Genomic DNA, 23,287 nt, shown 5'->3' on the forward strand with positions numbered 1-23,287 from the left:
GTCTTCAAGATTAGTTATTTAATCTTCTCCCTCTTGAGTTTTTGAGTAACAGCTTGCCGGATATTCAAAGGCGGCTATTTTTGGCTGCAATCATTTTTTAGTCTAAACTACAGTTGCTAAGGATCGCGAATTAAATAATTTACACAAGTTTGTGGGGTGTCCCGCCCGCCCTTTCTGGACGGGCGGGAGGCCCATCTCACAAGAACCATCACGCATTGTAAGTTATTTAATTCTCATTCCTAAAGTAATGTATGCACCCTACTTACAGATAGTTGAAACTCTTGTAAAATACTTCGGTTGAGTGGTGAAAAAATTGCAGCTTTGCTTGAGCAATTCTTCTAACCCTTCAACCTGCCTCAGCCAGACAGTGCCGTTGCTTCCAGCTACAGCAATTTGCTTTCCGTCTCGACTCCAACCAACACTAACAACATTCTCCTCGAACTCAAATTGAGCAACCTGCCGCCCCGCTAAATTCCACAGCCGTACAGTCTTGTCAATTCCCACTGTAGCAAGCCGTTCTCCGTCGGGACTAAAACTAATTGATTTCGCATCAAAATGCAAGGTTTGAAATTCCTTAACTAATTCTTTTTCTGACAGATTCCACAGCCCAACTTTGCCATTCAATGTTACTGTAGCAAAGCGATACTGGTGTTGAGCCGGAGTGAAACTGAGCCCAATTGCCTGAACAGGCAGTGTTTTTTTCAGCTTGCCCGACAAATTCCAAATCCGCACTGTTGAGTTGCCATCTAAAGTAGTTATAAAATCGCCGTTTGGGCTAAAATTTACGCTTCTCACTAAGCCGTTGTGACCAGGGAGTTTCACGACGCTAGACGATATTAATTTGGGCAGTTTTGACAATTTCCAAATTGCAGCATTGCTGTCTATTCCTGCAGCAGCCAACAACAGTCCGTCGGGACTAAAACTGATGCTAGTAACTGAGCCTTGAATCCCTTTGAATGTAAAAATATTTTTTCCTGATAAATTCCATATTTTAACTGTGCTGTCTCTTCCGGCAGTCGCTAAAAAATTACCGTTCGGGCTAAAGTTTACCATATTAACGGACTGCTGCCAAGCTTTCCATTCAACAATTTTTTGCGCGGACAAGTTCCAAATCCGAACTCGATCGTCTATTCCTGCGGTTGCTAAGATTTGCCTGTTTGGGCTAAAACTGACGCTGGTAACTGCACCTTTATGAGCTTGCCAATTTATCTTTGTGGGCGGAAGTGATGAGGTTTTTATCGGCTGTTTATCGCTAATTTTATCGAGAATTACTTGTAAGGCTAACAGCGGTCTAGTTGCCGGATATTCTTCTAGCTTGTGTTTGTTATTAACCAAGGTTTTTAATCTTTTTCCGGAGGCAATCGCCCTCAGTAAGGCTTCTGATAAAGCTTCACTGTTTTCTGTCTTTTGAGATACCGCCAACAGTAAAGCATCGCTGCCATTTTGTTCGATTTCGATACTTGCTTGTGCTAGTTTAAACCGCTGGTAAGCGAGAGTTGAAAAGCCGATCGCCCCCACTAACGATGCTGCCAGTACCGCAGAACCGATTCTGATCCACTGTTTGGCTTTTTGTTTGGCAGAGTCAGCTTCCCTCAAAGCTTTTTCGGCATCGCATACCGCTTTTTTGGTTTCTAGTGTAGCTGAATGCAGCAGTTGATTTTGGTCGCTCAAAATAACTTTCTGGCTGGCAGTCAAAAACTGAAAATCTTCGTTTCTCAAACTTTTTCCTGCCGCCCAAACTAATGCTGACTGCAAATCATCCCCTCGCAAGAGTTGGGAATCATCTCCACAGCTAGAATTTAGCCAGAGTTTGATCGCTTCCGAGTAAGGCGAGAGTTTTTCTAATTTTTCTTCAATTAAATCTTTGTTAAATACAGCTTCATAAATAGGATTAGAAATTGTTAATTTTTCCCAGCGCTTAACGATTAATCCGCTCAATCGTAATTCCATTTGTTCGGCACTGCCATCAGGGACAATTTCAGCTTGTTCTAAAATTTGCTCATACAATCCGAGTCTCCTGACAATGCGCTGGTTTTCTTTGAAAAGCCGATCGCGAATTGTGGACAAATGTTCTGGCACATCTTGAGTTTCCCAATTCTCCACGATTTTCAAGCGCACTACTTTCTCCACCCACTCTTTGGGATTTTGGACTAATTCGGCATTTTCAAAGAGAAGTTTGCACAGCTTTTGAGTCAAAAAAGGCTGCCCGCCACTCCAATACAAAACCTCTCTCAGAACTTCATGAGGGCTGTCTGTAAGCTCTGCCAACCCCGCTGCTAGCGGTTGAGCTTCTGTTTCGTCAAAACCAGTTAATTCGATCGCCTTGCCAATATTAAAAGGAGTATTGCTGCTGGCATTTTGCTCGCGACACAAATCCGTCGGCGATGCTACACCTAAGAGGGCCCAAGTTAGGCGATCGAACTCTGAATTGTTGGCGCGCTTGTTGTAGCACGATCGAATTAAGGCTAAAAAATCGTCGGCGGGAAAATCTAGGGCGAGAATGCTGTCGATTTCGTCAATAAAAATGACAATATTGCTGTTGATGTTGGGTAAAAGTACGGTTTCGATGAATTCGCTCAACCTTTGAACCGGGGTTAAAAAATTGCGATCGCGCCACCAAGTCCGCACGTTGACAATATCAGACAGGTTAAAGTTATTTTCGAGAATGCGTAGCAAACCAGCATACCACTGTTCGGGAGTGACGCCACGGTTGCCAATTTCCGAAATGTCGATCGCAGCACAAGCAATTCCTTCATTTCTCAACCGCTGAATTGTCCGTACCTGCAAGCTAGATTTGCCCATTTGCCGGGAATTCAAAACATAGCAAAATTCCCCCGCCTTCAATCCGTTATAAAGGTCGTCGTCTGCTTGCCGCTTCACATAATTGGGAGCGTTATTGGTCAGACTACCGCCGACTTGATAGTAACTCGGTTTTGTGGTAAAATTCATATAAGTTATTCGGCGGTTGAAACCGCTACTAAACAAACAAAGTCCGCCTTCGCGGACTGAAGAAGTGAGGCGGTATTAAAGCATAATTTTGTATGATAAATTGTAGCACAATACAGTATGAAAACTGATTGGACTGGATATCACCAAGACAAAGACCAGTTAAGATCTGAAATTTGGTCTTTGCTGAAGCAGCAAGCCGCATCTATTGGCTATCCGTTCGGTCATATTCCCAACTTTGTCGGTGCACAGGTGGCTGCCGAAAGATTGGCAACTTTACCAATATGGCAACAAGCAAAAACGATTAAGTGCAATCCAGATTCGGCGCAAATTCCGGTGCGGATGCAAGCTTTGCAAGATGGAAAACGCCTGTATATGGCAGTACCGCGATTGACAGACGATCGCTGTTTTGTAGAGTTAACTGCTGAGGATTTGCAGAGGCAAAATAGATCAATTGCCGAAAGTGCGATTGCCCAAAAAGCTGTCACTTGCGGGCGGTTGGTGGGTTTTGAAGAAATGCAGCCAATAGATTTAGTTATAGTCGGTTGCGTAGCGGTGACGCGCCAGGGAGGACGCACGGGGAAAGGAGCAGGATTTGCCGATTTGGAATTGGCTATGTTGAAGGAATTCGGCTTAGTACAAATCGATACACCAATTGTCACCACAGTGCACCCTTTGCAAATAGTTGCAGATTCGCACTTGCCAATGCAAGCTCACGATTGGGCGCTGAATTGGATTATTACTGCTGAGGATGTAATTAAAACTAATACAACTTATCCGCGTCCAACTGGGTTAAATTGGGAAGAATTGCGGCAGGAACAGTTGGAAAAAATCCCTATTTTACGCAAATTACAAGAGCAACTAACTAATAAGAAATGAAGGATTTCCGCAGAAACCGGGTTTTTTACCAGAAAGAATTGGTTTAAAGCCTCTCCCTGCTCTGGAGAAATTAAAAGAAGACGATTCCTTACTCCAATCCTTTTCCTTCCTTCCAGGTAGAGGTCGCTGTCAACTGTCAACTGAAGAAAAGACGCTTGCTGTCATCCGCCCAAATGCCCGCTTGAATCATAGCATGATACTGCTCGACGCTCAAGGGCAAAATTAAATAATTCGGGATTGTTGCGACACTTTCACCAGGCCACATAACAGTCTGCAGGAGTTGATTTAGTTGCGATATTACGTCGATTTTAACACTTACTTTGCAGCCAAAATGCGCCACATAATGAAAACAGTAAAACCTAGATAACCAAACACGGTTATCCAATCCAGCCAATTATCGGAAGTTATTAAAAAAATCTCGTTCACTGGTCGCGTTTACCTAATGATTGTTAGAGTATTTAACTGCATTGTATACCAAATTTGGTTTAAATACTTTATACCTCTTGCACTTTTTTTGGTTGCTCTATTAATCCAAAAAAAGTGCAAGATGTTAATTATACGATTTTACCCAAGTGCGATCGAAAATATTGCCGGTACAGTTCGCACCTCGGCACGCACTCGTTACCCTGCAATCTCACCAACCCCAAACTGTCCAACTTAAACGCCTGCATGGCCTTTAATTGCACCGGAGAATCCGCCACCACAATCTCTCTCATTCCCTGCGCCAACTCTGGATATTCTTCCAAATTCCACAGTTGACGGCGCAAATGGTCGCTGTAAATTCCCGCATCGGCGATCGCAGTTTCTTTTAATTCATCGAGTGTCAAACCTGAGCGCGAAATGTGATATAATGCCACTCGCACTAAATACGGATGTCCGCCGACAATTGCCATCAATTTCTCAACTTCTGCCTCCGACCACTGCAAATTATGGCGTGCTGCTAAATCTTGTATTTGCTGATGGTTAAATTCCGGTAAATCGACTGGCAATCCGACGTTGAAAGGCGATTGATTGATGTTCATCGGGATGTAAACTTCGGTAGAGTGAACTACAATTAATCGCAGTTTTTTCCAGATGTCGCGCCGCTTTGATTCTTCGTGCCACGCCCGCAGCAGTCCTAAAAAGTCTTCGGCAATGTCTGGATATTGGAAAACGCGATCGATCTCGTCTAATCCTAAAATTAAAGGACTGTCGATTTGCGGCAAAATGTATTTTTCAAAGTAATCTTTGCAGTTGACTTTGCTGCCAAAAATCTCGTCCCAATAATCATCTAATTGATTGGGTAAGTGCAGTTCGCGGCCGACGTAAGCGCAAAACCACTTTAAGAATTTATCTAAGTTGGCGAATACGGCTTTATCTACTAACTGAAAAGTTAGCGGCACGGTGCAATAGCCTTGACGAGTTCCGTGATGCAAAATTCTTGCCATCAAGGAAGTTTTGCCCATTTGTCTCGGTGCTTTGATTCTAATTAATGCGCTGGGCTGCACAATAGTTTGATAGCAACGTTCTTCGATGGGCGGGCGTTCTACATAAAATTGAGAAGCGACATCGACTTGTCCTCCCGGTAATTCCGGTTCGGCGGCGGGTAGAGGTATTTCGTCGTTGCTAATTTCTAATAGCTGTTTTTGTGTTAAATCTTCTGTTTCTTCTGTGAGACGTGCGGGTTGTTCTGCTAGTAAATTCAGAACTTCTTCGATAATAATAGGAGTGTCGGCGGTGGTTTTCCATTCCCTCTGTTTGATACGGTACAGATAGCCCCGCAAATCGTGATTTAGAGGCGCATTCAGCGGAAAACCGACGCGGATGGGCAGAATTATTGGTTTCTTGTCAGGGCGGGAGTCTTGCAGTTCTTTTGCTTGCTGAACTTGATATGTTAGCAGTTCGCTTTGGTTTCCCGTTGGTGGCAGCAGTAACAGCAAATAATCGCATTCTTGGAGGAATGAATTAATGCGATCGAACCAATTATCTCCTAATCTAATGTTATTTTCTGCTGTAAAAACTGTATGACCGATCGCGCTTAAGGCCGTTTCCAACTGTTTTCCCAACTCACGATCGGGTTCGGCGCTGCGATAACTGACAAATACTTTAACAATTCTGCTGCTGGTGGCGGTTTCCCCCGCCGGCCAATTGTCCAGCTCGTCTAAATTTTCCGGTTCCTCAAATTTAGCCGATCGATGGTCGCTAGCAGCCAGAGTCATTTCAAAAGCCGCGAACAACTGTCGAATTTTACTCAAATCCGAACCTTCTCTACCCTGCTTAATTTTGCTGACTGTATCGCCACCGACGCCAGACTCAGCCTCGATTTCAGTCAGAGTACCTCTAATGTTATTTCGGTCAGACCATTCTTGGAGCGCCTCGTTAAGTTTCTTTAAGCCAGAGGCAGTGAGAATGCGACCGCGATCGCGTGTTGACTTGAGCACTTCGCTTGCAGTGAAAGGGAAAGGAATCTAGGAAGTTTAACGCCTTAAGTCCCTATTTTAGGCGATTTTAAGGAAGATAATCAGCCAGCCGGAATTTAAGGAATTTTACGGTCAGAGGTTTTTTGGGCGATTGACTCCTCAAACTCTGTCCTGATAACGGCTTCAACAGTTGAATATATTTGAGGAGAAAAAGTTTTTCTTAACTCCCCAATCTCCGCCGCTAATCACCACTTAACTTTTTAGAGTAGATACACCAAGCAAAAAAGGAGCAGCCAAATGAGCAAAATCTTACACAGACTGGCAATGGCCGCTTTGGGAACCGCCGCCATTTTCACAATTAATACACTTAATAATTTAACAGAAGCATCAGCCGCTGGTAAATTTGACCAACCAGAAACTTATCAAAACACAATTATTCCACTTGGTGTACCGGGTCAGTTTCATAAATAGGGCAATTCATTGATGGATTGATTTAATTGAATTAAGGAGAAATTATGAAGTCTACACTGTGCTCACCACAACCTATAGCTACAAAATCTGACTCGGTTGATGCTGATGCGATCGATGCCTGCACTGCACTTGCGTGGCTTGAACTGGTAGCATTAGATGCCAGCGCTCTCACGGGGGACGATTGGCTGGCGTTGTGCGATGATATAGATAGCGGGGAAATCTACCGCTGCTGGTTTTTGTGGCGCGATCGCGAAGTTAGCGGTAATTGGGAAGCTTACGATCCTTTGAGCGATCGCCGATTTGTTGCTAAAGGAAAAGTTTTTCTCAAAGCCGCGATCGACTCGCTCGAAGATGCTAGAAATGGGGAGTTTGCATAACTTTAATTAATCTAATGCGAATAAAATTTGCGTAGATCAAACAAGAAATCCGCGAAATTTCGGGACTCTACAAACTTTTATCCGCCGGCGCGCCACAAAAAAAGGGTAATACAACCGGGTTTGATAGCAGTCCCGGAAACCGAATTTTCTCAAATAAAATAATATAAACTTACGGCTACGGGCACGAGTTGACTGTATGATGCTATGTGCTTCGCCCTGAAAACGGTTGATAACGTTTTTCCAGGCGCTTTCTCGTTGCAGCCGTTAAACTCTTTCTCTTTAAACATGACTCTAAAACTCCGATGGCTGTTGCCGGCCGCCCTTAGTCTTTTCTCGATCGCCCTGCCCGCAAAAGCTGATACACTAACATCTTGGCACTTCGATGCCCGCGAAAACCAACTCAATTTAACCACGGATTCAGGAGTTCAGCCGGAAGTCAAACTCATTGCAAATCCCACCCGCTTAGTAATTGACTTACCTGGAATAGTCTTGGAGTATCCCGAAAGTCCTCAAAGCTACAACTCAGCTATTCAACAAATTAGAGTCGGGCAGTTTGACACGGAAACTACCAGGTTAGTGATACAATTAACTCCAGGTTATAAGTTAGACCCGCAAAAAGTCCGAGTCATTAGAGAATCTGCCACGCGCTGGTCATTTCAGTTGCCAAATCCCGAGCAAATAGCGGGGAACGAGTCTTTTATCCCAACAGCTATTACCAGCGTAGAACAAGCAGCAGGTCAAGTTACGCCCACTGTTTCGCCGGAAAATCAGAGAAACTATTCCACTGATTTGGTGATGTCAACTGGCTCGGAAATGACAGCCATCAAGCCTCAAATCGAAAGTGCGATCGAACAGTATAGATCCCTGAGCGCCGGAATGTTTTTTCTGGATTTAGATACAGGAAACTATTTAGATATCAAGGGCGATCGAGTATTTCCGGCAGCTAGTACCATCAAATTACCTATCCTGATAGCCTTTTATCAAGATGTAGACGCAGGCAAAGTTAGCCTCGACGAAACATTAGTTATGAAGTCCGACTTAGTTGCCAGCGGCTCTGGAACTATGCAAGACGAACCAGATGGAACTCGGTTTAGCATCAGAGAAACCGTAGATAAAATGATTACCATCAGCGACAATACAGCCACCAACATGATTATTGAACGTTTGGGGGGAATTGCTAAACTCAACGAGCGTTTTCGCACTTGGGGATTAACTGATACGAGAATTCGCAATTGGCTGGGCGACTTTCAAGGAACAAATACCACAAGTTCTGTGGATATGGTAAAGTTGCTGGCGATGCTGTCTCGCGATAAATTAGTTTCTGAATCGAGTCGGGAACAAGCTTTAGAATTACTGCGGCATACCACAACTAGAACGCTTTTGCCCTCTGGTTTGGGTGCCGGTGCAGTTATTGCTGACAAAACCGGAGATATCGGCTTTGTAGTTGGCGATGCGGGAATTATTGATATGCCCAACGGTAAGCGTTATTTAGCGGCAATATTTGTCAAACGTCCTTACAATGACCCAATTGTGAGAGATTTTGTGGGCCGGATTTCACGGATTGTTTACAATTATTTGGACCAACCTGCGGCGAGAGTACCGGATAATTTGCGTTGATAAGGCAATTGGCGATTGAAATCGCTACTAAACAAACAAAGTCCGCCTTCGCGGACTTGAAGAGAAGATTTTTAATGACTAATGACTATTCTTTGCGCTCGACAGCTACAGTCACATGAGCCACAACTGCCCCAACTGTAGCAAGTACAGCAGCAATTGGAAAGACTACTGATCCTGCCACGCCGCCTACCAATCCCGCCATCAGCGGAATGTCTGCCAAAGTCCGCCCTTGCGAGTTTTTGATGACGAGGCGGCGGAGTTTTCCTTGCTGAATTAGTTCTTTGACTTTACCAATTATACTGTCGCCGCTAATCTTAAATTCTTCCACTCGGACTTTTTCCTCTGTTGCAAATTCTGAGGCGAATAAAGGAGTTTCAACTGTTGGGTTGGCTGAATTTCCTGCCGCTGCTGTTTCGTCTTGTAGAATTGTTACTTGTTGTTCTAGTTGTGAGTTCATTTTTTGTAGGGCGGGTGAAAACCAACCGTTTAATTTCTATACCCTTATCTTCGGCGATCGCACTTGGGAATGACAGGCAAGGAAACCCTACAATCTGCATTCGTACTTTCCACCCCCGACTTTTACTCAAAACATTATCTCTGTCTGGTTAGATCAGGGCAGGTTTATCTATTCCTAAAGGTAGAAAAAATATCTCTGGCAAAACCCGCCCCTAGTGATTATTTGTGTCGAATTAGCTCGTAAATTTCCACATAGTCTTTAGCTGGATATTTCCACGAATTGTCACAACTCATGCCTTGAACCATGAATTTTTCAAATTCATCATGATAGTCGTACCACAATCCGATCGCGCGATCGAGCGCCGACTCTAAAGCGCCGTAGTCGCTTTGGTAAAACACGTAACCGTTGCGCTCTTCCGGGAGGTGGCGGGTGTCGTAATCTCGATCGAACACAGTATTCACCAAACCGCCAACTCCCCGCACCACAGGAACAGTACCGTACCTCAACCCGATCATCTGAGTCAGCCCGCAGGGCTCATAATTGCTGGGAACCACAATCATATCCCCACCAGCGTAAATTAAGTGCGACAGTTCCTCATTAAAACCTAGTTCTAAGTGGCAGTCTGGATTATCATTTAAAAACTGTTTTTCGTGCTGGAAATGAGCGTTAATTCCCGCTTCCGTTGCGGAACCCAAAAGCACGAATTGCGCGCCCTTACTCAAAGAGTAATAAATTGCATGGTGGACGAGATGAACGCCTTTTTGGTCGTCCAAACGACCGATAAAGGTAATAATAGGCTTGTCAGCATCGCGCAGGAACAGCCGATCGCGCAAAGCTTTTTTAGTTTTGGCTTTTCCTGCCAACTCCTCATGAGTGTAGTGGTGCGGAATGTAGCCATCACTCTCGGGATTCCATACATCGTAATCAATGCCGTTGAGCACCCCGCGAAACTTCTCTTGATACAAATGCAAAGTGTGGCCCAAACCGTAGCCAAACTCGCCGAGGTGAGCTTCCCAAGCGTGGTGCGGCGAAACCGTGGTGACAAAGTTCGAGTAAACAATCCCACCTTTCATAAAGTTGATAGCAAAAGGGTTAAAGTTATCTCGCAGGCGATCGTACTCAAAATAATAATCCTCTCGATTCAAACCCGTTGCTTGCAAAATATCGCTACCTCCCATGCCTTGATGTTTGAAATTGTGAATGGTATAGCAAACTCGCTGATTTTCCATCCAATTGTATTTGTAAATTTCAAACAGCATGACTGGAACCAAACCAGTTTGCCAATCGTGACAGTGAATCACCTCGGGACGCTTGTTGCTTCTGAGCAAAAATTCCAAAGCGGCTTTGCTGAAAAATGCAAACCGCATATTGTCGTCATTGCAGCCGTAATAACAGCCGCGATTAAAAAAGTTATCTTGAGAGCGAGGTTCGATGAAAAAACACAACTGCCCGTGCACCCAGCCGCACAACACATCACAGAGGATTTCGCCGCCATACCAGGGCACAGCAAGATCGCGGTAGGCCTCGTGAAGTCCCCAAATGTGGTCATACCTCATGCAGTCGTACTTGGGTAGAATAACCTCGACGCAGTGGCCGGAATTCTCTAACTCCCGACTTAAACCGTAAACTACGTCGCCCAAACCCCCTGCTTTGATGACGGGGGCGCACTCCGAGGCAATTTGTACTATGTACATTTTTTTTCTAGCTCCTGGATGAATCAAAAAAATATTTTCTTAACTTGACAAAGTAAAGTATATGAGTTCTCGGCAAATAAGCAAGTCGGCCATTGGGAATACGGGGAAATACGCGCAGCTAGCGGATGTTGGGGCAGATTCGGGCGATAGGTGATATCGTTTCCGCTCAGATCTGAATTATTTAAACCGCAGAGGAGGCACAGGACGCATCCGTGAGTTCAATCTAAAATCGATTTCATACCCCATTTGCTGGCATTTGTCAACTAAATATTTTTAAAATTTTTGCCTAATTTGCGCGAAATTTTCTCGCACGATGCTGATAACTGATTGGTACAGAGCACCTGTTCGGCTGCCAAAAATCAACAGGACTTACGCATTCAAGGGGGTCTTAGAAGGGTTTGAGATTCTTCGTTTCACTTGCCAATGACACAATTATCTTGAAATGCGTCCAGGACTAATCAAATCAGGGATTCTATCGTGGAATTTAAACCAGCAAATGCCGTGTCCAGCATTCATCCAGAGACTCTTAAGGAGGCGCTCGCCGATGCCCGACACCAACGATAAGGAAAACAATTTAAACCAACAACTCCAACAGCTAGTTGCTGAAGCCTGTTCGCATCCGCCCAAAAGCTTGATGCGGCGGGAAAAACTCAGCGAGATAGTGAGGCTGATTGTAAAATCAGGCAAACTTTGGCAAGAAGACACGCCTCATTACAACGATGCTTTACAGCAAACTTGGGTGTATTTTTGTCGCAATGTTTGCGAAGCGAACACCGCAAACAAACCTTACGATTGCAATCTGGGCAGCGTCATTACTTGGCTGGACAAATATCTCAAGATGCGACTGAAAGACTTTACTCTCGAACGAACGCAGGAAAAAGTTAGACGTGATTTACCGTTGATTTCAGAAGAATCAGCAGAAATTAACCTGATCAATAATATCGAAAACCCGCCGACTTATTCAGACAGTCCGCTAGCCATCCTAGAAGAGACAAAAAAATGGGTGCGGGCAGATCCGGAGGGGGAATTGAGAAGCGTTCACATCAAAGAACGCCCCGATGTCACTTGCCAAACCTTAATTCTGAGGCGTCTTCCTCCGGAGACTCCCTGGAAAAACATTGCTCTTGAATTTAACTTGCCGCCGTCAACCGCACCCAATTTTTATAAAAGAGAATGTCTGCCCCGCTTGCGAAATTTTGCCAAAAATCAAGGATATCTGGAATAAAGGCAGGACCACTCCTGTCCTAAAAACATCGGTAAAAAAGGAAAACCGTGATGAATAACAGCACCGAAAATATCAGAGAAAAATCTATTTCCCTGCCCATTACTGCCGCAGCCCTGCGACTGGCACAGAAGTTTTCAATTCTTGACGGAGTGACATCCCCGGAAAAAAAAGAGCAAGTTTATTTCAACACTTTAGCTGTATGTGCAGTGAAAGATTACATGGAAATGATGGACATTCCGACAGATTTGAATGCCAGCGACAGTTGGAACGCGGCCATGCGCCTTTACACCGATGCAGCAGACTTGAAATTAACTCAAGTAGGTCATTTGGAATGCCGACCTCTGAAGTCGGGCAAGTTTTGTTACATTCCGTTGGAAATACCGGACGATCGCATTGGTTTAGTAGCAGTTGAGATCGATATAAAGCGACAAGAAGCTACTTTGTTAGGATTTATTAAAACTGCAATTGCTGGGGATTTAGCGGTTGAAAAGTTGCAAAGTTTTGACAATTTTCTCCAACATTTGGATTGTCTGGAACGCACCAAAAAAACAGTACAACTGCGTCAGTGGCTGCACAATATTTTTGAGGCTGGTTGGCAGTCTGTAGAAGATATTTTAGTGCCACAAGAACCTCATTTAGCTTTTCGTTACAGCAGCGCAGTCGTGCGGGGCAAGATAATCAATCTGACAGCAGATATCTCGGAGAAAGCATCAGCAACCATCGATTATTTTCAAGAAAAACCTAATTTATGGAGGGGTGTAAAAGAACCAGCCCGATCGGTAGCTTTGCTGCTGGCGATCGAACCCAAAACCGATACTGAAACTAATATTAAAGTACAGGTGCATCCCGCCGGCGGGGCAGACAGCTTGCCGCTCAATCTGACTCTGAAAGTCATCGACGGCGAGGGAAAAACTGTCATGGAAGCTTGCGCCGGCAGCGGTAACGGCTACATGACTCTAGAATTTGCCGCCGATCGCGGAGAATGTTTCAGCGTTGTGGTAAAACTGAAAGAACTCTGTATTACAGAGAATTTTGCCGCCTAAAGCGGCTCGCTTGCCATAAGTTGTTCAGCATGGAAATTGAATTTGGGCGGGCAGGATGCCCAGCCCACAAGAATTTCATCGCGCCGTGACTGTAAAATTTAGATGCGCCGGGGCTTATCAGTTGTTAGCCATGCCGAAATTAGTTGTTTTGAAGCTAGATGATAACTTGATAAAAGGGGTGCGAGTTTCTCTGGAAATCGGCGCGGAAGGAGATCGGCCAGCAGTGGAAATCCAAGCCTTCTTGCCTCCGAAACCAGAAATAGCGGAACACTACGATCGCTGGCAGTCAACCTACCGCAGTTTGGGAGATTTCCGCATTAAGCCGATCGAAATTAGCATTATGGGATCTCGTCCAGAACAGTTGGCCAAATGCCGCTTGTTGCGGGAACAGTTAAGCCAGCAAATCAATAGCTGGCTCAACTCCGAACCGTTTCGCAAACTCAAAGAAACATTGCTCGAACAATTAATGCCATCGGAAACCATTCGATTTTTAATCAAAACTGACGACATCGATTTGCGGCGGCTACCTTGGTACTGTTGGGATATTTTTGAGCGCTACCAGAAAGCCGAAATTGCTTTGAGTCCCGCAACTTATAAAAAACAGGCTATTGCCAACAGAAATCCCGCTCAAGGCAGCGTAAAAATTTTAGCAATTTTGGGGGACAGTCAAAAAATAGATATTGAGCAAGATCGAATTATACTTGCAGGATTGCCCTCAGCAGAAGTTACTTTTTTAGTAGAACCAAGTCGCCGCCAAATAGGCGATCAGCTTTGGGAAAAAAGCTGGGATATCTTATTTTTTGCCGGACACAGTTCCACCCGCAGCGACGGCAGATCGGGTAAATTTTATATCAATCAAACCGAGAGTTTAACAGTAGAAGAACTGACACACGGTTTCAAGCTAGCGGTTAGCAGCGGCTTACAGTTAGCCATTTTGAATTCCTGCGATGGATTGGGAATAGGACGACAGCTTGAAGATTTGGGCATCCCGCAAACGATCGTAATGCGGGAACCGGTGTGCGATCGAGCTGCCCAAGATTTTTTAAAGTATTTTCTCCAAGCTTTTTGCAGCGGGCAACCTTTGTATGTGGCAGTGCGCCTCGCGAGGCAAAGATTGGCAGAATTAGAGTCAGAAATTCCCGGCGCTGATTGGCTGCCGATTATTTGTCAAAATCCGGCAGCTAAGCCGCCAACTTGGCAAGAGTTGGTACACAAACCCGAGCCGGAAACTGTCAGCAATCCGCCATCTTTATCTCGGCTGCGCCGCTTTCAGATCGGGCTGTTGGCGATCGCAACTGCTGCTGTTTCTGTCATGGGAGCGCGATCGCTGGGCTTGCTCCAGATATGGGAATTGCAAGCTTTTGACCAACTGATGCGGCTGCGTCCTGCAGAAAGCTCAGACTCGCGTTTGCTGGTGGTGGAAGCCACGGAAACGGATATCAACCAATACGGCTTTCCGCTGCCGGATGCGACGATCGCAAAAGCAGTGGGAAAATTGGCACAGTATGGGGCGCAAACGATCGCCCTGGACATCTTCCGCGATCGCCCTTTAGGGCCCGGTTATGCAGCATTAGCCGCTCGCTTTCAGGGCGATCGAAATTTAATTGGTTTGTGCAGCGTCAAAGAAACCGGCAAACCCAACAAATGCGGCATCAAACCGCCGCCCGCACTGCCAAAAGAGCGCCTCGGGTTCAGCGATGTGGTGGCAGATGCCGACGGCATTCTCCGCCGCCACTTGCTGTTTATGCAGCCGCACAGCAGCGATCCTTGTACTACAGATCACTCTTTGAGCGCGAGGGCTGCCCTCCATTACCTAGCAGCAAAAGGCATCAAACCGGAAGATATTCCCAGAGATAAGATAAGGCTGGGTAATGCAGTTTTTGCACCGATTCACGGCAGTACAGGCGCTTATCAAAACTTGGACGATCGCGGTTTTCAAATGATGCTCAATTACCGACAACCCAAAAATTTTGTTCGCCGAGTCAGGCTGGCAGAACTGTTAGAGGGAAAAGTCAATCCCAATTGGATAAAAGACCGAATTATCTTTATTGGCGTGACGGCTCCGATTTCCAATCCAGATTATTTTTTGACGCCCTACAGTGCGGGAGAATCACCTTCCCAGAAAATGCCGGGGGTATTAATTCAAGCGCAAATGTCGAGTCAAATTCTCAGCGCTGTTTTGGATCGGCGCCCGCTGCTGCAAATTGCACCTGAATGGGCCCAAATGCTGTGGATTGTGGGTTGGGCAGCAGTTGGTAGCGCGATCGCGATTGTCAGCCGACGCAGGCTGCACGTGGTGTCGGGGGCGATCGCATCTGCGGGGATTTCGTGCGGGGTTTGCTGGTTTTTGCTAATCGGGGGCTGGTGGCTGCCTTTGGTACCCTCAGCTTTGGCAATGGTAGAAGCCGGTTTAATTGCGATCGCTTTTACTTTTCGGCCGAAATGACAATAAGTAAGTCCGCAACCTTGAGAAATCGGGTTGATCGCGAGGGAGCATCTCATATTTGTAAAAACACTTCTTCTGGCTCCTTCCTTCTGACTCTTTCCTCCTAGCTCCTGGCTCCAAACTCCAATTTTTAGGTTGGCTGCTTTCCTTGAAATGCTCCAGCTCGCGATCGGCTATTTTTGGTTATTTTGCTGGTGCAGATAGTTGTTAATCGCTTTAGCGATTTTTGCTTGCTGGTATGGGTTCATCGTGCGGGGTAGGGAGATGCGAGAGCCTCCACAAACTAACAGTCTAACTTCGTACCAAATATCATGATCCCGATCTTTTGTTCGCTCGACTTCCACGCCATAAATATCGCCCAGAGAGTATTCCATTACTTTACGTGCCAACAAACCCCGCTGTTTAACAGTCAAGGTGTTTAAAGTTTCATCGAAGCTGTAGGTTTCATTATTTCTCAAGACGAGCACTGCGACTGCTGCGAGCAAAAATATGCCTCCTGTCCATCCCAACCAGCGCTCGTCTTGGCTTAAGCGCAGCAATTGATCTTTTGCATTTTTAACAAAAAAATTGATGTCAGAAGCAACAGCGTCTTGGGTTCCCCAATTAGTGGAGTTAGCAGTGAAAGGAACATTGCCAACAGAAGTCAGAAGTACAACTCTGGTTTTATAGCCGCATCTTTGAACTTTCGCTCCCTGCAAAGAAGCAAGCTCAATTTCTTGGATTTTTGAACCCAGTAAATTCGATCGCACAATCTGGCACTTTCCTTGTTTTGCCTGCAATCGCTGGCAGCTCAGGGTTGCTGCATGATAGTCAAAAGTCAGCGATATCAGTCCAAATATCATGAATAAACAACTAGGTAACCAAAAATCAAATATACTCTGAGTCTGAATTATTAATTCACTTGCTGTTTGCTTAATTATTTTCATTTATCTCACCCTTTTATTCCAAAAATGAGGCTAAGTAGGTAGGCGCTGTAAAACACAAGTATGTAAACGATTGTAAAGTATCCTTAGCCCTAAGCGTGGCTAAGTTCGCCCTGTTTACATACTGTTACATAGCTGTGTTTAATCCCGCTTACCTACTTACCTGGTTATTGCGATCGATAGGAGCGAAAGTGTAACCGTATCCGTGAGTAGTTTGAAGAAAATTCGGAACAGCCGAATCGACTTTAGCCAGTTTCCTGCGAATCAGACGAATATACACGTCCACCACTTGCTCGTCTCGTGAATCATTGCATTTCCATCCCCAAACTTTTTCGATTAGCTGTTGGCGGCTCCAGGCTTTACCTGGATAAGTTGCCAAAAAATACAAGAGTTGAAATTCTAAGGCCGTCAGAGCTAAAGTTTTCTCTTTCAATCTCACCTCCCTACTCATTAAATCGATCCCTAGTTCACCGAAGACAATATGGCGCGGAGTGACGGTTTTCATCCCCCTCAACAAGATTTCTATTCTAACTGCCAAGTCCTCAAGACTAAACGGTTTGCCGATTAAATCATCAACACCTGCTTTGATGATTTTAATTCCATCTTCTTCGCCTGTACCGCTGCTGGACATCACGACTAAAAAAACATTATTCCGTCTCTGCATTTCTTGGCAAAGTTTAACGCCGATATTATCGGGCAAATTCCCATCCAAGATTACGAGGACTGGGTTGAATTCCTCAAATATTTCTAAAGCTGTTTTTCCGTCTGCCGCAGATTGTACTTGATATGCCTGATTCAGACAGCCGTAGATGAAATTGCCGACGGGGGCGTCATTCTCTACAACCAGAATTTTGGAATTTTGCTCGCTAGATATCGTCATACTTTTTGGCTCTCTTGTTAATGGTTCAAACTTTAGAAAATCGAGTAAGTATGCTGTGTTTTGATTAGCCCCTCGATTCCCTATAGGGCGTGTTTTCTTTACCCGTAGATGCCCCCTTAGCTTGCCCCTACTCAACCCCTACTCCCTTTAAAAAGGGGAGTAGGCAGGGTGGGAAAAGAGCGAATTAACTGGTTCCCACACTCTACCTAGGAACCAGCCGTAATTATGATGATGATTCAATTAGCAACTACCCTGTCCCTGCGAGCGATCGGAGCGAAAGTGTAACCGTATCCCCGAACAGTTTGAATAAAATTGGGAACAGCGGCATCAACTTTAGCCATTTTCTTGCGAATTTGGCCGATATGCACGTCCACCACTCGCTCTTCTGCTGCATAATTGGATTTCCATCCCCAAACTTTTTCGATTAACTGTTGGCGGCTGCAAGCTTTACCCGAATGAGTTGCTAAAAAACACAATATTTCAAATTCTAAGGCTGTCAGCGTTAGAAGTTGCTCCTTCAATCTCACCTCCCTACCCACTACATCGATCGCTAATTGACCGAAGACAAGTTTGGGCGGATTGACGGATCTCGCCCGCCTCAACAAAACTTCAACTCTAACTGCCAATTCTTCAAGACAGAACGGTTTGCACATAAAATCATCGGCACCTGCTTTCAGGATTTTAATTCGATCTTCGTGGGCGGTGCGGCTGCTGAGAATCGCGACTAAAACATTAGTGCGCTTCTGCATTTCTTGGCAAAGTTTATAGCCAGTAGTATCGGGCAAATTCCAATCCAAAATGACAAGGAGTGGGTTAAATTCTTCAAAAATTTCGAGAGCCGTTTGGCCGTCTGCGGCAAATTGTACTTGATATGTTTGATTCAGAAAGCGGTAGACGAGAGTGCGAATTGGGGCGTCGTCCTCTACAATCAGAATTTTGGCTTTTTGATCGGCAGATATTGTCATAATTTTTGACTTTATTGTTAATGGTGCAAAGTTGGGAAAGCGAGCAGGTGTATGAAAACAGTCTTTATTTTTTAGTCCGCTAGGAGTGGACTAAAATTTGTGCAGTAGGGGCAATCCCCCCGTGGTTGCCCCGATTTCAATCGCCAGCGTGACTTTTTTGAAGAAATTAAATCGACACATGACTTATCCTGGGGCGCTCGAGTTTCTGTGGAGCTTTCAGCGAAAAAACTAATTTTTTCGCAGTTTTGGCAATTTTTTACAAAATTTAATCAATTATGTTTCGCCGATCAGTGTGAAAGCCGCCCAATCTCTGGGATTTGGATGCTGCTGCATGGTCTCCAGCATGGCGTTTCGCAGGGCTTGAGCTTTGTGGCCTGTTTGATCGAGATTTTGATAAAATTTCACCATCAAATCGGCTGTAGGAGCATCCGGGACCGCCCACAAAGACACAATGACACTGGGCGTACCAGCCGAAATTAAAGCGCGAGACAAACCGATAACCCCGTCGCCGGTAATCCGCCCCATGCCGGTATTGCACGCACTCAAAACTACCAGATCCGCGTTGAGGTGCAGATCCAAAATTTCCTCAGCCGTCAGCAAACCGCTATCGGTGCGATCGGGTGCAAGGGCGATCGCGCTGCCGAGCCCGCGAATGTTATCGAGCAATCCGTGGGTGGCAAAATGGACGATGCGGGCGTCTCGCAAGCGCTGAAGTACGGCGGCTTTGGTTGCGGAATTGCCTGTCAAGGCTTGGGTTTGGAACAATTGGGCGATCGCGTTAGCTTCGGTTTCTGAATGCGGCAGATCGCTTAACTGCTGCGGGGGTTTTCCCGGTACTAGAGCAACTTCGGGCATAGTCGGATTTCCTACTACTAGAATGTCCCCAGCCCGATCAGAAATCTCTTGTCTTTTTTGACTGGTTAATTCCAGAATTTGAATAGAAGGAGCGGTAAGAATAGTATGTTTTTCAATTAAGAATTTCCCCGCAGCATCTTGCAGGGCCGGAAAGGGAACGAAAAACAGTTCGCCTTGAGGAATAAAGATAATTCGAGCTTCTGGATCTGTCGGCAACAAGCCAGCAATCGGTTCGATTAGCAGTTGATGGAGTTTTTGCAATCGCGGGTGGTTTGTGCGGCTTGATTGCACTTTTGCTGTTACATCAATTGCAGGTCTGGGAATAGTCAGTCCTTCGGGAAAACTGGATTGCCAGAGCGATAGAATGCTGTGACTTTCATCAACAGATATGACTTGCCAAGGTTCCCAATTAGGGGCATCGTCGTGGAGTTTAACTAAATCGCCTGGGTCAAATTTTAGGGTGGGATTGAAGTCGCGATTTCTGATGCCGATCGCCTCGCGAGAGTCGGAAACCAAGTCTTTGAGCGAAGTATGTTGATAGTTGAGGTCAACTTGGCGAAATGCAATTTCGCCCGTCGGCTGAATTACCCAAATAAAAAGTTCTTCTAAAAAAGAAATAGAATATTCGACAAAAGTTGCATTTTGTGCTTTAGCAATTTGTTTAATTTGCTCGATCGTAGGCGGATTAATATTGGGTATCGCATCTGAATTAGCAGATAACCGAGCAGTCAGTAACTCCACAAAAGCCCGCGCCCGCCCCCGCTCCGAAATTTCCAGCGCCTGTTCTGTTTTTGACTGGGCAATCAGGGCTTTTTCCAGGTGGCGGTAAGTTGCTGCTTGGGTTTCAAAAATAGATACTTTAAAGTTATCGTTTTTGCCCAATCTTCCCCGAAGTGATTCCCAAATTTTAATCGCCTTGCGGAGGAATGTTTCAGCTTCTGTAAACTGTCCAAAGTCAAAGAAAGCCAGTCCTAAATTGTTGAGAGTTGCCCCTTCTGACGCCATTTCGCCGATCTCGCGCGCGATTTCTAAACTCTTCTGGCTGTATTCGATCGCCCGCTGGCACTGCCCCAAACAGCGGTAAGCATTGCCCAGATTTCGCCAGGAAGTCGCTTCCCCAGATCGATAGCCGATTTCCTGCTGAATATCTAAGGACTGTTTGTAGAATTCGATCGCCCGCAAGTAATTCCCCAAATCACTGTAAGCATTGCCCAGAGTGACTAAGGAATTAGCTTCCCCATAACGGTTATTGATTTTCTTGTCAAGATTTAGGGATTTCTGAGAGTATTCGATCGCCAGTTCGTGTTTTCCGAGGGAAACGTATGTACTACCCAAAGCGTTCAAGGAGTTCGCTTCTCTATAGTAAGAGTTGAGTTTTCGCGCCATATCTAGAGACTGCTGCTGACACTCGCTCGCCCGCTGATATTCGCCCAGGGAATGATATGCACTGCCCAAATCTCGCCAGGAAGTAGCTTGTCCATGAGGGTTATCGGTTTCTCGCTGAATATTTAGGCACTGCTGGTGGCACTCAATTGCTTGCAAGTATTCCCCCTGGGCATCGTAAATATTGCCCAAAGCATTTAGAGACTCAGCTTCTCCACCGCGGTTACCGATGTCTCGCTGAATATTTATCGCTCGCTGGTGATAGTCAATTGCTTGCGAGTATTCCCCCAGCAAACTGTAAATATTGCCTAAATTGTTCAGAGAGTTCGCTTCTGCGTAGCGGTTGTTGGTGTCTCTATGAATATTTAGCGACTGCTGATAGTATTCGATCGCCTGCGAGTATATTTCGCGGGAACTATTAGCACTGTTCCAGAAGGAATCTTGCTCGCGGCGTACTCTTGCTCCTCTGTTAATAATTTTAACCAAACTTTTATCACGAACAGTAAACTGAATCGAGCTGTAAATCAACAGTAAACTTGTTGCCGACAGCGCCTGCTTGTAGAGCCGAATATCCCCAATATTGCCCAGGAAAATGCCCCCAAAATCGTCCGAGCGCCTGCCAATAGTCAAGGGAATATTATTGCTCAGGGACGCCGGTTTGTGTGTTGGGTTGAACCGCAAACCTACTTCTTTGCCATCCACATACCAGCGCCCTCCATCCGCTCGATCGCGATCAACAACAACCCCCACGTGATGCCATTGGTTGTTGCTGACAATCGGCAAAGATGGAATATCTTTTGCTCGGCGGTTGTAATAATAGTTTACCCAACTGCTGCCATCCGCTATTTGGAGGTTTATTTTGCCTTTATAAATAAAGAAAGACCAGCCTCGTAAAGGGCCAGAATTTTGAATACGCTGATCGATAATCTTGGCAATACCAAAATCTCCCGTGCGAATCCACGCACAAATAGAAAAGTCTTCTTTGCCTATCTCCAGTAAAGGAGTGACTGGGAAAGTAACGCAACCTCCAGTTAGCAGCAGGCTTTCGTGCGACCCGTTTTCTAATGGTTCAACAGCACGGGAAACACTGTCAATTAGGCGTGCCGGAGGGAGTTCCGGGCGATCGCTCGCCAAGTTGCCTGCTTCATCAAATGACCAATGGGCGATCGGATCTGTATTAAAAGTGTTATAGACGCTTAATATCGGGTATTTCATCGCTTAGTTGACTTAATTTTTGTGGAACAGGCATCTTGCCTGTTCCTGATGGGCGGGCTAAGAAAAGGGCCACAAAAAAACTTACTCTTTGTGGAACAGGCATCTTGCGTGTTACCGTGGTGAAACTATCCCATGCAGGCGCACAAACGGATGCTGCAATAAAGCCTCCCAGTCAGCATCCAAAGTCGCCAGAGATGATATTTTCTCAAATCCAGATAGCTCTGCTAGCGCTTCATACCGCAAATCATTTTCAGCATAAATTAGCAGCCTCTCCTCTAAAGTAGCTGTCTGTAATTGGCTCAACAGTTTGCCGCGCAGTGCAACTAATTCTGTGAGAGTTTCGTACCACAAACCGTGTTTAGCCAACAGCAAAACGCGCTCCCTTAGAGATGCTGTTTCTAGCTGAACCAAAATTTCTGGTTTCATTTCCACCCGCTCAACCCACCCGTGGCGGGAGATATTCCCGTACAAAAAGCACCATTGATACTTCTTGCCAGTTTCCAGAGGAGGTGAATTGGGCGGCAAGGAAAAACTCGCAATTCCCGCTGCTTTTTCTAGTTCAAAAACTGTTCGGAAAACTACTTCTTGGTGTTCGTCACGCAGCACAAACTCAAAGGGAATATCATCCGGCAATGAAGCCGGCAAGTACAGCCAAAAAGTCGGATGTGCGATCGCTGTCCACCCAAAATTTGTAGCCGGAATCAAAGCTAAAAAGTTGTGAGGATCGCGGCTGCCTGCGTCTGTGCGATCGCCTGGTGCTCCGCGCGCGGGCGGATCGTAGGCGAGTACCTGTGGCCGCAAATTCGGTTCCCCCGGTGAATCAGCGAGCATCGCTGCCAATCCAGGTTGAACCATTGTTAAAGCCACAAGCACATTAAGCGTCGCCTGCTGTAGGAGCAGTTTTGTTACATTCATAAAATATCCGCCAAGTAGAGGTGTAAAATCTCAGTTCGCTCCAACTGCACCCTGAAAATAATCTTGCCAGATTTTTTATGCTAGCGTCTATAGTTTCGCGTAAATTCTTTAGTATATTTCCCCTATAAAATTCCGCGATCCAGGCTCTAGCAACCTCTACCTTAAAAATGAAACAACTCAACCCAAACCCATAGCATCATTTTCACATACTAATAATTTACCTTTCCCCTGATAATACCAAACATAACCCTCTCCACCGCCTTTGCCAAAATGACCTAATTTTCGATAATCTTCTTCAATCCCCTTGGTAAATCCTTTCACCAAATCGCAATCAGCTATCAAGGTTTCACCTTGTCGGAGTTCGACAACCTTAGCCGGTGAATTTGTAGCTGCTACAACAGTAGCTTTTTGCTCGCGCAAAGCTGTAACAGCAATTCTCCACCTACCGTCATTAGAAGCAGCCACTTGTCGGAATTTCAGTTTTTTAGCACCGATAACTACATTGTCTGAACAAAACTGAAATATAGCAATCCTAAATCATTATCAAGACTCTGATACAATTATATGCAATACTTGATTGTGACAATAAAAAATGAA

The 23,287-nt window shown here is 45.4% G+C and carries 17 protein-coding genes; 7 read left to right on the forward strand and 10 right to left on the reverse strand.

Translation table 11 applies throughout. The features are described from left to right. Positions 1 to 258 precede the first annotated feature (258 nt). Positions 259 to 2,949 (reverse strand): AAA-like domain-containing protein, encoded by a 2,691-nt coding sequence (locus tag QUA40_RS20625; RefSeq protein WP_333129226.1) that lies wholly within the window; start codon positions 2,947 to 2,949, stop codon positions 259 to 261. Positions 2,950 to 3,066: 117 nt separating this feature from the next. Between QUA40_RS20625 and QUA40_RS20630 the strand changes: the two genes are divergently transcribed. Beyond that, the gene (locus QUA40_RS20630; RefSeq protein WP_333129228.1) at positions 3,067 to 3,825 is read left to right on the forward strand and encodes a 5-formyltetrahydrofolate cyclo-ligase; all 759 of its coding nucleotides are present in this window, start codon (positions 3,067 to 3,069) and stop codon (positions 3,823 to 3,825) included. A 554-nt stretch (positions 3,826 to 4,379) separates the two neighbouring features. On the opposite strand, the gene QUA40_RS20635 is transcribed toward QUA40_RS20630, so the two are convergent. Further along, complete coding sequence (locus QUA40_RS20635) at positions 4,380 to 6,245, reverse strand: AAA-like domain-containing protein (protein ID WP_333129230.1); 1,866 nt, start codon at positions 6,243 to 6,245, stop codon at positions 4,380 to 4,382. A gap of 276 nt (positions 6,246 to 6,521) precedes the next feature. Here QUA40_RS20635 and QUA40_RS20640 point away from each other — a divergent pair, with 276 nt between their 5' ends. From QUA40_RS20640 to QUA40_RS20650, 3 genes are all read left to right on the forward strand, one after another. Continuing rightward, complete coding sequence (locus QUA40_RS20640; RefSeq protein WP_333129232.1) at positions 6,522 to 6,695, forward strand: hypothetical protein; 174 nt, start codon at positions 6,522 to 6,524, stop codon at positions 6,693 to 6,695. A 44-nt stretch (positions 6,696 to 6,739) separates the two neighbouring features. Beyond that, a complete protein-coding gene (locus tag QUA40_RS20645; RefSeq protein WP_333129234.1) occupies positions 6,740 to 7,072 on the forward strand; it encodes a hypothetical protein in 333 nt (110 codons plus the stop codon). A gap of 285 nt (positions 7,073 to 7,357) precedes the next feature. Beyond that, positions 7,358 to 8,689, forward strand: a complete 1,332-nt coding sequence (locus tag QUA40_RS20650; RefSeq protein WP_333129236.1) for a serine hydrolase — start codon at positions 7,358 to 7,360, stop codon at positions 8,687 to 8,689. An 85-nt stretch (positions 8,690 to 8,774) separates the two neighbouring features. Here QUA40_RS20650 and QUA40_RS20655 read toward each other — a convergent pair whose 3' ends face one another. Together QUA40_RS20655 and glgA are read right to left on the reverse strand one after the other, a co-directional pair. Next, positions 8,775 to 9,146, reverse strand: coding sequence for a DUF4342 domain-containing protein (locus tag QUA40_RS20655; RefSeq protein ID WP_333129238.1), 372 nt, complete (start codon positions 9,144 to 9,146; stop codon positions 8,775 to 8,777). A 218-nt stretch (positions 9,147 to 9,364) separates the two neighbouring features. Next, entirely contained in the window at positions 9,365 to 10,840 is a 1,476-nt protein-coding gene (gene glgA / locus QUA40_RS20660) for a glycogen synthase GlgA (protein ID WP_333129240.1), read from the reverse strand. A gap of 544 nt (positions 10,841 to 11,384) precedes the next feature. Between glgA and QUA40_RS20665 the strand changes: the two genes are divergently transcribed. From QUA40_RS20665 to QUA40_RS20675, 3 genes are read left to right on the forward strand one after another with little or no spacing between them, the layout of a single operon-like run. Further along, positions 11,385 to 12,065 (forward strand): sigma-70 family RNA polymerase sigma factor, encoded by a 681-nt coding sequence (locus QUA40_RS20665; protein ID WP_333129242.1) that lies wholly within the window; start codon positions 11,385 to 11,387, stop codon positions 12,063 to 12,065. A gap of 50 nt (positions 12,066 to 12,115) precedes the next feature. Beyond that, entirely contained in the window at positions 12,116 to 13,108 is a 993-nt protein-coding gene (locus QUA40_RS20670) for a DUF1822 family protein (protein WP_333129244.1), read from the forward strand. A 55-nt stretch (positions 13,109 to 13,163) separates the two neighbouring features. Continuing rightward, complete coding sequence (locus QUA40_RS20675; protein ID WP_333129247.1) at positions 13,164 to 15,554, forward strand: CHASE2 domain-containing protein; 2,391 nt, start codon at positions 13,164 to 13,166, stop codon at positions 15,552 to 15,554. A 173-nt stretch (positions 15,555 to 15,727) separates the two neighbouring features. Here QUA40_RS20675 and QUA40_RS20680 read toward each other — a convergent pair whose 3' ends face one another. From QUA40_RS20680 to QUA40_RS20705, 6 genes are all read right to left on the reverse strand, one after another. After that, complete coding sequence (locus QUA40_RS20680) at positions 15,728 to 16,396, reverse strand: hypothetical protein (RefSeq protein WP_333129248.1); 669 nt, start codon at positions 16,394 to 16,396, stop codon at positions 15,728 to 15,730. A 232-nt stretch (positions 16,397 to 16,628) separates the two neighbouring features. Next, positions 16,629 to 17,357, reverse strand: a complete 729-nt coding sequence (locus tag QUA40_RS20685; RefSeq protein ID WP_333129250.1) for a response regulator transcription factor — start codon at positions 17,355 to 17,357, stop codon at positions 16,629 to 16,631. A gap of 236 nt (positions 17,358 to 17,593) precedes the next feature. Beyond that, on the reverse strand, positions 17,594 to 18,322 hold the full coding sequence (locus QUA40_RS20690; RefSeq protein ID WP_333129252.1) for a response regulator transcription factor: 729 nt from the start codon (positions 18,320 to 18,322) through the stop codon (positions 17,594 to 17,596). A gap of 273 nt (positions 18,323 to 18,595) precedes the next feature. Next, complete coding sequence (locus QUA40_RS20695) at positions 18,596 to 21,775, reverse strand: CHAT domain-containing protein (RefSeq protein ID WP_333129254.1); 3,180 nt, start codon at positions 21,773 to 21,775, stop codon at positions 18,596 to 18,598. A 111-nt stretch (positions 21,776 to 21,886) separates the two neighbouring features. After that, a complete protein-coding gene (locus QUA40_RS20700) occupies positions 21,887 to 22,690 on the reverse strand; it encodes a DUF928 domain-containing protein (RefSeq protein ID WP_333129256.1) in 804 nt (267 codons plus the stop codon). 177 nt (positions 22,691 to 22,867) lie between these two features. Then, positions 22,868 to 23,155, reverse strand: a complete 288-nt coding sequence (locus tag QUA40_RS20705) for a hypothetical protein (RefSeq protein ID WP_333129259.1) — start codon at positions 23,153 to 23,155, stop codon at positions 22,868 to 22,870. Positions 23,156 to 23,287: the final 132 nt, after the last annotated feature.

Origin of the sequence: Microcoleus sp. Pol11C3 (assembly GCF_036701485.1) — a bacterium.
Lineage (GTDB): Bacteria > Cyanobacteriota > Cyanobacteriia > Cyanobacteriales > Microcoleaceae > Microcoleus.